The organism is Agrobacterium sp. 16-172Ci (assembly GCF_053522725.1).
Genome location: NZ_JBNWBW010000004.1, coordinates 211,698 through 222,610 on the forward strand (window position 1 = coordinate 211,698; position 10,913 = coordinate 222,610).

Below are 10,913 nucleotides of genomic sequence, written 5' to 3' on the forward strand. Positions count from 1 at the left end.
CCACAAAGTTTTGGGACAGTCTCAGCGAAACCTGCGTCAGATATGGTCCTAAGGCGGTGGCAATCTGCAAGGTCCGCTTTCAGCGCGATCGTTTGTTGCTTCGAAGAGCTGACAAGGGGTGGAAACATGGCCATAACTGACAGGTAGACCCATGTCTCCCACTGGCTCGAGGCTGTCCCGGCGATCTCACTCCGAGCGATATTTGCGCATGATATTCAGTTAGGGAGTAGTAAGCCCCCAAACGGTTTCGCCGTGGCGCAAAAGATAGATTGCCGGCATACGAAGGCACCTATTCATTTGCATAGCCTGGATACTGTATTCCGCTACGAGGAGTGACGCCACAATTGGCCAAAACACTCATCCATGTGCTTTCGGATGATAGTTTGTTTTCAACCAGGCGATCACTGCATCGGCGTTTTTATCAGGCGGGTCTACAGGGTAAAAGACATGCCTGATCCTGCCATCTTCGATGATCATCGTCAGCCTTTTGAGCAAGGTGAAACCACCCGCTTCAAACGTCGGCAGGCTAAGGGCCTTCGCAAGAGAAAGTGAATGATCGGAAAGCAATGGAAACGGCAAGTGAAGCCGTTCTGCAGCCTCTTTTTGATACTCGCTCGTCTGCGTCGAAAGGCCAAAAAGATGGCTGGCCCCTAATCCCTTCAGCTCCGCGAAATGGTCGCGAAAAGCGCAAGATTGAGGTGTGCAGCCTCTAGCCCCGGGTATGGCATCCCATCCGTCAATCGCATTGCCACCCGGCGGGCTGGTGCGTGGGTAGGCATATACGACGGACAGACCTGGCCCTCTAAGGTCGACAGTCGTGCCGTCGGTTGCTGCCAATGTAACATCCGGCATTTCCATCCCTGGCAAATGCTTCGCTGCGCCATCGTCATGTGGGATCAATGATGCCACAAAGTTGTTTCCCATAGCCACACCAATGTCCTCTCGGTCGTCAATGCGAGAAAAGCTAAACGAATTTCACGCCGCTGCAATATCTCCTATTGGCGCTCTTTGGCATGACAAAAATTGACCGAAGCGGTCATTGCAGGACTATGTCCGCGCTTGAAATAAAGGTGGAAAGCGGCATGTCGATTTCAGATTGGCTATGGAAGAAGCAGCCGTTCTGAAGCGAACCGGACTGCCCGGCTCTGCCTAGCCGCCCACCGCTTCGGGGAGAAGCAACAGTTACGAGCGGTCTGTTCCTGAAAGATGTGCCATGACAAAATATACCATCAACCGCTATCTTGCGAAATCCGCGAAGAGTTTTCGTACCGGAGAACTGCATGAGACATTTCAGACTGGTTTATCAGAAACATCCTCTCGACCTTTCAGTCGAAGAGCCACGCATCACCTTGCGAGCCTCAAGTGGCTCTTGGCCTGGTCAGGAGCTGGAGGACTACGTCGTACTGGATTTAGAAGTGAAATCTCCGAAATTTTTCTTCGATCCCAACAATGATCCCGAGGATGACGTCTCTCAGTGGTTGAATCCGGGTCTGGATACACAGTGGCTCAAAATTCCGTTGAAGCGCTTTAAGAACCGTGATTTTCGTAGCCTTGAAGAAATCTTGATAGATTTCCAGGGCGAAGGAACTCCAAACGCTTTGACCAGGGAAGATTGGTGGGAAGCCCCCGGCCTCATCACCATTTACAGCGACGAGTTCTTCTCTCGCGCGGAAATCTCCATCCGTCACGATGGTGGCGGCACGTTTTCTGTTCAGCTTTCTGGTACAACCCAGTTCGACACCGCCTTTGACATAGCCTTCAGTGCTCCTCTGACCGTCAAGCTGGTCGGCTATCGCAACTCGGCGACCGCAGACGATCTTTTGGGCTGGTTCGACCGCTTTTTGAGAAAAGACGACTTCACTTTCACGCCGCTGCAACGAGGTGAAGACCTCTATCTCGATGGTGCGGTCAAGTAACCGCCGCGCCAAGCGCGCTGAGCGTTTCGAGGGCGATCGGCGCAAAGCGTAACTGTTTCTCCGGTAAACGCATTGATAAACGTCCAAATTACATCTGGTGAAGGTCATTGAGGGTAAGTATCTACGAGCGCTATTCACTCGCTACCGCGAAGCCGTCTTTGAATCGGCAATCTGGCGGCTTTCCTTTTTGAGTGGACGGGCGATCGGACAGACATCTTGCACAAAACTGTTCAGCGTGTTGGCCAGATTGTTGGGAATGATTGAGTAGTGGATGAACTGCCCTTGCCGTTTCTTGGCAATCAGCCCAGCATTCTCAAGCACGCTGAGATGCTGGGAAATCGACGGTTTCGACATGTCGAAACGTGCCGCAATCTCGCCCGCCGTCAATGAGGTATGTGCCAGATAGGCAAGAATACGTCGGCGCGGTGCCGAAGCCAGTGCCTCGAAGACGCGCTGGAAAGAACTATCAGAACTCAACGCCTTTTCCATTTCCTCGTTCGACTTCTCATTCGTCATACCAAACCTCAAAATATTTTGGCTATTGCCTAAATGCCTAAATTAAAGCAATAGGTATTTAGCTCATGAGCTAAATATAGATTCATCCGCGATTTTGCAAGGCGAGAGCAATGCGAAGTGGGAGTTAATGATGCCTTCTATAGTGACACGGACTGTTTCAACCGAGCGTATGATTTCCGGCCCAACAAGCAGTGCGACCGATGGCAACGTGGTCTGGGTGCCATCGAAATCGATCTGGACCTGTTCGCTGACGCTGATTACATTGGTTTTTGGCCCGGCTACTTTCGGCTGGGACGCCTTGGCACTGTTCGTGGTAACAACGGCGATCACTATTTGCGCCGGTCATTCGGTTGGCATGCACCGCCTGCTCATTCATCGTTCGTTTCAGACCAGCAAGGCAGTCGAATACATCCTCGTTTATCTGGGCACGCTGGTTGGCATGGCCGGGCCCTTCGGCATGATCCATGCCCATGACATCCGAGATTGGGCACAGCGCCAGCACGAATGCCATCCGCTTCATGCCCATCGCCGCTGGTTCCTTGCGGACGCCTGGTGGCAGATGCATTGCGCGGTGAAACTGCGCCAGCCGCCCACATTTGTCATCGAGAAGGCTGTGCGTGAAGACCGATTCTACCAGTTCCTCGAAAGGACGTGGATGGCGCAGCAGTTGCCATGGGCAGCGTTGTTCTTCTTCGTCGGTGGCTGGAGTTGGTTGGTATGGGGGATCGCGGTGCGCGTCTCGGTCTCGCTGACGGGGCATTGGCTGATCGGTCATTTCGCTCATCGCCGCGGCCACCAGGGCTGGAGCGTCGATGATGTTGCGGTTCAAGGCTACAACCTGCCCGCCTTCGGGTTGGTCACCTTTGGCGAGGCCTTCCATGGCAACCACCACGCGTTCCCGCAATCCGCACGCCTGGGCCTGGAAAGAGGCCAGATCGACCTTGGCTGGACCCTCATCCAGGTTCTCATGGCGCTGGGACTAGCTAAAGAGGTGAAGTTGCCAGAGAATACGCAGCCTCGCGACGGGCTGCGGCGCGTGGCGGGGGCGGAGGCTTACGTTCCTCGAACCTGTTTGCGGACATGCAAAGGATGCCCGATTTCGGCGGGGCGGACTTGAACTCTCGGCGTTTCCGTCTGCTGTTGGGCTCGAGAAGACGCCTGTTTTGACCTAGTCAAATGACTCCTCTTCGTCTGGCAGGTTGTGATCGGCCCACTGTTCTCTTGGTATAGGTTCGCCGACGATAAATTCGAATGCACTCACTTTTTTGTGGTCTGGCATAAGGTCGCATTTAAATCGAAGGCGACTCCAGCTTTTCCCGCTATGCACAGCCGCTCCTTCAGCCAAGAACGAATTTCGTTCAAGCTTCGTATCGGCCATTGCGTAGGCGACAACGCGGTCAGGCTTTAGCTCCTTGTTGAATTCAGCAACTTGGGCCATCGCTTCGAGATTACAAAGTTGTTCGATCTGTTCGGCGGGAGCGAGTTGTGAAAGAGCTTCCTTAGCCTGGCTACTACGACGATCAGCCAGAATTACTTCAGATAACATGCGCGTAGGCTTTACAGGCTGAGACGGATTGTCCGTTGGTTTTGATGGATTTACACCTGATTGTCCTGCGCTTGCTTCCTTGAACTCTCGCGCCTCTTCTACCTTTCCGGCTTTTGGCACAGCGACCTGTGGGAACACTGGTTGCGAAACTTTTGGCGTTTCGAGTTGCGGAATGATTTCGACCGCTATGCTGTCCTCTGATGGAGCCGCTCCTTCAGGAGCAGAAGGTAAGAGCAATGCAGCGATAACGAAGATGGCGTGAGCCAACGCTGAAATGAAGATGACCTTGGGAGGCACTTGGCGTTCTGGGGGCGTCGTACTGGCAATCGAGGTACGCCGTGTGTTGCCCAGAGCCATGGCGTTTCAAGCGTCCTACTGAAAGCTACAGGTCGCACCTGTCGCGACACTCAAATCACTCAACTATTCCTGATGATAGTGGGTTTTCTGACCTGTGCAACGTCTGCAATACGGCACGAAGCAGAAAACGATTTTCGACATTGTCGCGTTCAAATGGCAATCGCCGGTTAATGATGGCAGCATTGGACCGAATCTTCACGAACAGATGGAATGAGGCATGGCCACCGTCCGTATCGCCAGGGTAGGCTACTTTCGGTTAGAACTGCTACTGTACATCAGTTCAGCGTGGTAAAATGACTCAACGTCATGGAGATACGAGCGCACTCATGCTGAAACGACGTGATCTTGTGGCCGCGGGAGGTGTCCTGGCAACCCTTGGATGGCCGCGAATGGCGAGTGCATCACGCTACCCAACGTCTGGAGATACGCCGGGCGCACCGTTTGACGATCCTAACCTCAAGCTCGCGATCCTCTCCAGCTTGATCGACAAGCGGCTGATCGATCTCGGGACTCCACAACAGCTCGCCGAGCATGTTCTTGGACGGCACGTCGATCTTGAAAAAGAAGGTTACCAGCCCATTCCTGCGGTTCGAGCCTATCTGGATCGCTACCCACTCACGCCCGAACTCCTGAACCAGATCGATGAGCTTGTTCTGGACGGAGGCAACTCCGTCTACCGATACGTCTGGTTTTTCTGGGATGGAGAGAACGATATCTTTGACATCAAAAACCTCGCCGGGATCGAGCACTGCCCGAACATCAAAGGCCTCGATCTAACGTCGATGATCGGGACTGTGGACCTTCGCGACCTCCTGCCGCCATTCAAGGTCGAGACCATCAGTGCAGGGGTTGCATTGAGCAACATCCCGGCTCTGCTCGACATGCCCAGTCTACGAAGCGTCCGTATCCTCGACGACCAGCTTTACGAAGAGGTCACGACTCCGGGGCATCCCAATCGACAGGTGATGGAAGTGTTGAAGGCTAGGGGAGTCTCCGTCTGGGTCCATTGGGTGTCCAGTTACGATGAGAACCGCCCCGCATACCAATAACTGTGATCCCGGGCACGCTTTTCGGAAATTGACGCAGCCAAGCGGACCATAAGGACATCGAAAGCGACCTTCACGAAAGATTTGGGTTGATGCCTTCTATTGGTGCTGAGCACGATGATGACTTTTGGGTCTTGGCGGTCATCAATGAACCAGAAATCGATTGACGAATAATTCGCACGCCACTGACTCCCCCTTGACCTCAACTTCGGTTGAGGTCGTACGAATTTGAAGCGGTCGCAGCATATCGAAGGCGACGACTTCAGAGGAGGACGTCTTGGTCACATATTTTCGCTATTCGAAACCCAAATATTCCTGCGGAACACGTCTTGTCGGGGCCGTCGTTTTGCAGTTACTCGGCACCGGATTGTTGGCGTTCATCTTTTGCCTGTTGGATACGCTTGCAGCGAAGCCGACGACAACTCTCGGTCAATTTGTGCCATGCTTGGTGGGGGGCGTCGCTGGCTTTCATTTCGTGGCTTTTCGTCGGCCAGCCACTGGCGGCCAGCTTAGCCTTATTGCGACATCGTTCTTGGCATTTGGGACTTGTTATTGGCTAGTATCCTATTCGTTGCCTGATCTTTTGCTAGCGAAAGTGATATGCGGATTCGGCATGGGGGTGATCGTTGCAGGAGCTTTCCGACGTCGCTTTCTGGAAAATCCGGTAGTTCCCCGCGTCCGATAGACACGCATTGCCTCTTTGGGGGATGTGTACATTGTCGGTTGAATTCAAGATAGGTCTTAAAATAGCGGGACTATGCGGACGTTGGAGGCCCCGTAATTTCACTGCAGTTAACGTACCTTGGAATACAGGAAGGCGTCTCGCGGCGTATCCGAAATGTTCGGGTGAAAGAGGTACCGTTGAAGCACGGCCTCCTTTGTCATTCCGGCTTTTTCCATCACTCTTGCTGAAGCCGTGTTCAGGACGTCACAAGATGCTTCGGTGCGAAAGATGCGAGGATGCGAAAGTGCGTGTTCTACAACGAATTGCACGACCTCGCTTGCAACACCTCGGCCCCACCAGTTTCTTCGGACAAGCCACCCGTAAGAAACCTTGTGACCAGCCGGACGTGCATCAATACGCCCGATTAGTTCGTGTGGCCGTTCGCGAAGGCAGATGACAGCCGGAAATGATGTCCCGTCATTCCATGCAGTATAATTTCCTTCGATCGCCCGCTGTGTCTGGCTGAACTCGGAGTGGGGTTTCCACGTCAAGTATTTTGTCACCTCGGGGTCAGTGTTCCACCCTTCGAAAATAGCTTGGGCGTCGGTGGGCACGATGCGTCTAACGAGAAACCGGCAGGTGAAAAACTCTTCGGGAAGTCTGTATTTGTCCGCCATTAAAAAAATCGCTCTACTGTGTCCGTACTTTATCTGCATAGACTACATGGCCTACATACGTGAGATCAATGACCGCACTTGGTAGCGGCGTGAGCCACCCAAACGTGCCAATCAACCCGTCGCCTCGCACATGCCCGCACTTCAAGGGCGTAGCCTATCATCACATGTAATGACGGTGATGGGCTGATGGTGATTTGGAGTGCGTTGGGCAGCCAATATGGATCAAGAACGGTGAAATACGACTAGCCCACAATATGCCGTTGAGCGCCATATAAACCTCTGCACAATAACGGTGCCAAGGGCCGCTTAGCCTACGCCGCAATCCGGTAGACGGGCGATGTCGCCCCAAATTCTAGCGTCAATCCGCCCTTGACGATCCTCGTCTGCTGTCACTAACATCTCTTGCCTGCCTGAACTTCAAAGGCGGCTGCGATAAATGTTCACGTGGAGGTCCCAATGCGCCGAGTCCCTTCTCAAAAAACTCAGATCAGAAATTTTGAGAAGATGATTGGACATGCGCACTTTGAATCTGGGCATTCTGGCCCATGTAGATGCAGGCAAGACCAGCCTCACTGAACGACTCCTCTTTGATACCGGTGCCATTGATAAGCTGGGAACCGTTGATGGCGGAAATACCCAGACGGACAGTCTGGAACTGGAACGGCAGCGCGGTATCACTATCGCTGCCGCTGTCGCGGCGTTTCGGATTGGTGACCTTGCCGTCAACCTGATCGACACGCCCGGCCATCCTGATTTCATTGCCGAGGTGGAACGGGTGCTGCGATTGCTGGATGCCGCGATTGTCGTCGTCTCGGCCGTTGAAGGCATACAGGCCCAGACGCGAGTTCTTGTTCGTGCGCTTCAGCGACTGGAAATTCCTTTCCTGTTTTTTGTGAACAAGATTGACCGGGTCGGAGCGCGGTACGAGGACGTGTTAGCCGATATCGCCCGGCAGTTGGCCGCCCGGCCACTTGCCATGTCGAGCGTCACCAATATCGGTAGCCGTCGTGCCGTAGTAGAAGCGGTCGACATGGAGCGGGAACCCCACCTTTCCCGGTTGTGTGAAACACTTGCTTTGGACGATGCAACTCTACTTGACGACTATATCGTCGCTCCCGAGCGATTGGGCACGCAGAGGCTGCAAAAGGCCATTGCGAAACAGGTATCCAAGGGTCTTGTACACCCGGCTTACGGTGGGATTGCTATGACCGGAAGCGGGGTTCCCGATCTCATTGATGCGATAGAAACTCTGTTGCCCAGTCGCCTTCCCGACCCGTTGCTCCCTGTACGGGGTAGCGTCTTCAAGATTGAACGCGGCTGGGGTGGCGAAAAACTCGCCTACATTAACCTCGAAGCCGGAACTGTAAGCGCTCGCGGCACTATCGAATTGCCAACCGGGTCGGCCAAGATAACGAGCCTCCAGGTGTTCCGCGAACCGGGATTGCGCAGATGTGATCACGCCAGAGCCGGACAGATCGTGAAGGTCGGAGGTCTCGCGGGAGCGCGGATCGGCGACTTGATCGGACCGGACACGGGACGCGCTTTTATGTACCAGTTTGCGCCGCCAACAATTGAAACACGTGTTGTGGCACGGCGGCCGTCGGAAAACCGGGCATTGTGGCTTGCCTTGCAGCAGCTTTCGGAACAGGACCCGCTCATCAACCTGCGTAGCATGGAGGATGCAAGCGAGATGTATCTGTCACTTTACGGAGAGGTGCAGAAGGAGATCGTTCAGGCCACCCTTCTTGCGGAATTTGGGGTCGATGCGACTTTCGAGGAGAGCACTGTCATCTACGTTGAAAGACCAACAAATTCGGCAAATGCGCTCGAAACAATCTTCAGAGACCCCAACCCGTCGAGCATTTCCAACTGGAGATTCCGTCAACTACACTTCCGGGGATGGTAACACTTCTCGCCAAGTGTGGTGCATCGATATCGGAGACATTGATCGAGAACAGCGTTGCCCGACTGGACGGCATGATTGCGTCCATCCATGTTCAGAGTATCCGCCGCCAGCTTCCAGGGCTTACCAGCGGTGTCGGCATCATGGAAAGCACGTTCGATCATCACGCATCCTCGAACAGTCCGCCACCCCTTCGCTCTCGCACGTCGGCAAACCCGTTCAACCGTGTAGAATTTCTTACAATGACCCGACGATAAACAGATTACCCGATTACGGCCACAACAGTCATTCTCACGCAGACCCGGAGTCATTACTTTGGCGTGTTACTGGCACTGTTCTGCAAACGCTAGCGTGGCGAGCGAAATATTCGATCTCGGTTTCTGTACCCTCAGAATCCTTGGACAAGACCTCGCCGACGCACTTGTTCCCGTAGGCCACCACTACCAGACAGGGTTTCAAATCGAGACGACGGCAAGCTTTCATTTACCACAGGATGGAACGCCGAGTTCCATGCCGCGTATTTGTCATCTTTGCCGCTATACCCGCCGATAATAACAACCGATGAGGTGACATGATGTCAATCAACTCGGGTCATGCTCGATATTTCCCGCGACCCACACCAGCTACCGTCAGCCCATTGGAACGGGCTATCCTACAGCTAGAGAAGATGATCGACTCGCAAAGACTGAGTGCGCTACCGGCACCGTTTGGTCTTCACAAAGCCAAACGCATTCTCGAACGATGCCACCAGGGGAAGTCGCAGCTTGGCGTTGACAACAGCATTGGCAGCATCGGTTTCGATGATGGCCGTAAATCCACTTAATGTCAGCGTGAAGGTTGGAACCAGTACAACTCATCCCGAGCCTCGCAATGCCTACATATCTGCTTAGGATAAGTGGTCACGCACCCTGTCGCGGCCCAGACGTGATTCACGGTGATGGCGGAGTCAAGCTTTTCTGAGTCTGACGATGACGACCTTAGGGTGATCGCCGATTCGTTCTACATCCCAACGGCTTGTTAGGATTTCTGCGATACTGCACCACCATCAGCGAATTTGGTGCTTGGAATGAACATAGACGAAGTTATGGAGTTCGCTCCGTACATTCAGATCATGCTGGATCGGTATGCCGAGAATAATCCGGTCGCAACGCAGTGTCTTGCTGTTTCGGCGGAGCTCGCTTCTGGCGTCGAAATGCTGATCAAAAAGCGATTGCCTCGGTTCAGAGCTAACTCCCTAACTCTCGAAATTGGCAATCTGTTTGTGGATGGCGTCTTGCAATTCGATGAAGTCGTCGCGAGGAGGCATGCACAAGACCTTCCTCCCCCGGCTTTGACCCCAGAACACGTGGAGGCCTATCACGCTTGGCTTCAGTTCGATCAGGCAATTATTGACCTTACGATCATCTACACGGTGTTCGCCGCGAAGGGCATAACTCACCTCGAGCCAGGTGCTGTCTTCATATCTTCCGATGGGGTATGGGCACCGCAGGACTACGGCTTCCAGTATCGGTCTTACCGAAGCTGGTCCTTGGACGAACTTAGGGTGATAGGATACTGACTGCCATGGCTCTGTGTTTGTTCAGCTGCACGCACAATTCGATCCAATAGCGCGGTGTATTCGGGGCCGATGAAGTTCGATCCCTGAGCTCGACTCCGCAGGTTTTTACTTCCTGTGATATGCGGTTCCTTGAGGGCGTCATATGAGTCCGTATGCACGGCGACTGTGGTTTCTGTGGCTAGCAAGGGCGACTCCAAACTGTTCGCTAATCGTGCAATCTAAACGTTGTCGGCGCAATAGTCAGGCCAATTGAAGTAAAAATAACCGGTATACTCGGTTGCAAGCATTGGCATTCTACGGTTTGTCTGCATATGATTCTGGTATGGCAAAGAACGTTACCCAGAATCAGCTTGTCGGCGAGATCGGTGAAACGGCCGCGAAGCTGCAATTTCTAAAGATCGGCTTTCAGTTCGACCCACGGTCGAGGCTTGAGGCGGGCATCGATGCCATTGTCGAAATTATGGATCACGGCAGGCCGCTCGCTAAGATGATCGCGGTCCAGGTCAAAACGACGGCGGCAGGAAAGTATGCCGGCGAGGACGACAACGGCTTCCACTATCTTTTGAAGAGCGAAGACCTCGCTTACTGGCGGGGCAGCAATCTGCCGATCATCATTGTCCTGCACCGACAGGCTGTCAATCGGCGCGGAATGTTGACCCCTTATCGGCGTCCAATATTCACCCCCTGTAGGCGATCAGCGCTTGGCCTGCCCGGCGCTGGCCGGGGTTGC

General features: G+C 53.7%; 11 protein-coding genes. 7 read left to right on the forward strand and 4 right to left on the reverse strand.

From position 1 onward, the window contains the following. Positions 1 to 357: 357 nt before the first annotated feature. A complete protein-coding gene (locus ACQZ40_RS07415) occupies positions 358 to 924 on the reverse strand; it encodes a peroxiredoxin (RefSeq protein WP_448747678.1) in 567 nt (188 codons plus the stop codon). A gap of 356 nt (positions 925 to 1,280) precedes the next feature. Here ACQZ40_RS07415 and ACQZ40_RS07420 point away from each other — a divergent pair, with 356 nt between their 5' ends. Then, on the forward strand, positions 1,281 to 1,916 hold the full coding sequence (locus tag ACQZ40_RS07420) for a hypothetical protein (RefSeq protein WP_174016235.1): 636 nt from the start codon (positions 1,281 to 1,283) through the stop codon (positions 1,914 to 1,916). A 141-nt stretch (positions 1,917 to 2,057) separates the two neighbouring features. Here the strand turns inward: ACQZ40_RS07420 and ACQZ40_RS07425 are convergent, their stop codons facing one another. Beyond that, on the reverse strand, positions 2,058 to 2,432 hold the full coding sequence (locus tag ACQZ40_RS07425) for a metalloregulator ArsR/SmtB family transcription factor (RefSeq protein WP_065656401.1): 375 nt from the start codon (positions 2,430 to 2,432) through the stop codon (positions 2,058 to 2,060). A 130-nt stretch (positions 2,433 to 2,562) separates the two neighbouring features. Between ACQZ40_RS07425 and ACQZ40_RS07430 the strand changes: the two genes are divergently transcribed. Next, positions 2,563 to 3,549 (forward strand): acyl-CoA desaturase, encoded by a 987-nt coding sequence (locus ACQZ40_RS07430; protein ID WP_423753061.1) that lies wholly within the window; start codon positions 2,563 to 2,565, stop codon positions 3,547 to 3,549. Positions 3,550 to 3,600: 51 nt separating this feature from the next. Here the strand turns inward: ACQZ40_RS07430 and ACQZ40_RS07435 are convergent, their stop codons facing one another. Beyond that, entirely contained in the window at positions 3,601 to 4,335 is a 735-nt protein-coding gene (locus ACQZ40_RS07435) for a DUF930 domain-containing protein (RefSeq protein ID WP_233282683.1), read from the reverse strand. Positions 4,336 to 4,724: 389 nt separating this feature from the next. On the opposite strand from ACQZ40_RS07435, the gene ACQZ40_RS07440 reads away from it, so the two are divergent. Then, positions 4,725 to 5,384: a DUF6892 domain-containing protein gene (locus tag ACQZ40_RS07440; protein WP_081307945.1), complete on the forward strand. Its 660-nt coding sequence runs from the start codon at positions 4,725 to 4,727 to the stop codon at positions 5,382 to 5,384. Between the two features lie 789 nt (positions 5,385 to 6,173). On the opposite strand, the gene ACQZ40_RS07445 is transcribed toward ACQZ40_RS07440, so the two are convergent. Continuing rightward, the gene (locus tag ACQZ40_RS07445) at positions 6,174 to 6,722 is read right to left on the reverse strand and encodes a GNAT family N-acetyltransferase (RefSeq protein ID WP_065656398.1); all 549 of its coding nucleotides are present in this window, start codon (positions 6,720 to 6,722) and stop codon (positions 6,174 to 6,176) included. 514 nt (positions 6,723 to 7,236) lie between these two features. Here ACQZ40_RS07445 and ACQZ40_RS07450 point away from each other — a divergent pair. The 4 genes from ACQZ40_RS07450 to ACQZ40_RS07465 form a co-directional block, all read left to right on the forward strand. Further along, a complete protein-coding gene (locus tag ACQZ40_RS07450) occupies positions 7,237 to 8,628 on the forward strand; it encodes a GTP-binding protein (protein ID WP_448747675.1) in 1,392 nt (463 codons plus the stop codon). After that, entirely contained in the window at positions 8,622 to 8,882 is a 261-nt protein-coding gene (locus tag ACQZ40_RS07455; protein WP_448747676.1) for a hypothetical protein, read from the forward strand. Before ACQZ40_RS07450 ends, ACQZ40_RS07455 begins: the two co-directional genes overlap by 7 nt. A gap of 809 nt (positions 8,883 to 9,691) precedes the next feature. Continuing rightward, entirely contained in the window at positions 9,692 to 10,183 is a 492-nt protein-coding gene (locus ACQZ40_RS07460; protein WP_065656396.1) for a hypothetical protein, read from the forward strand. Positions 10,184 to 10,505: 322 nt separating this feature from the next. Continuing rightward, positions 10,506 to 10,913: DUF4365 domain-containing protein (locus ACQZ40_RS07465; protein ID WP_448747677.1), on the forward strand; the 408-nt coding region annotated here is incomplete at its 3' end.

Coding starts and splice junctions, on each gene's coding strand:
- ACQZ40_RS07420 (WP_174016235.1), top strand. CDS start 1,281: ATGAGACATTTCAGACTGGTTTATCAGAAACATCCTCTCGACCTTTCA.
- ACQZ40_RS07460 (WP_065656396.1), top strand. CDS start 9,692: ATGAACATAGACGAAGTTATGGAGTTCGCTCCGTACATTCAGATCATG.
- ACQZ40_RS07430 (WP_423753061.1), top strand. CDS start 2,563: ATGCCTTCTATAGTGACACGGACTGTTTCAACCGAGCGTATGATTTCC.
- ACQZ40_RS07445 (WP_065656398.1), bottom strand. CDS start 6,722: ATGGCGGACAAATACAGACTTCCCGAAGAGTTTTTCACCTGCCGGTTT.
- ACQZ40_RS07450 (WP_448747675.1), top strand. CDS start 7,237: ATGCGCACTTTGAATCTGGGCATTCTGGCCCATGTAGATGCAGGCAAG.
- ACQZ40_RS07440 (WP_081307945.1), top strand. CDS start 4,725: ATGGCGAGTGCATCACGCTACCCAACGTCTGGAGATACGCCGGGCGCA.
- ACQZ40_RS07455 (WP_448747676.1), top strand. CDS start 8,622: ATGGTAACACTTCTCGCCAAGTGTGGTGCATCGATATCGGAGACATTG.
- ACQZ40_RS07435 (WP_233282683.1), bottom strand. CDS start 4,335: ATGGCTCTGGGCAACACACGGCGTACCTCGATTGCCAGTACGACGCCC.
- ACQZ40_RS07425 (WP_065656401.1), bottom strand. CDS start 2,432: ATGACGAATGAGAAGTCGAACGAGGAAATGGAAAAGGCGTTGAGTTCT.
- ACQZ40_RS07415 (WP_448747678.1), bottom strand. CDS start 924: ATGGGAAACAACTTTGTGGCATCATTGATCCCACATGACGATGGCGCA.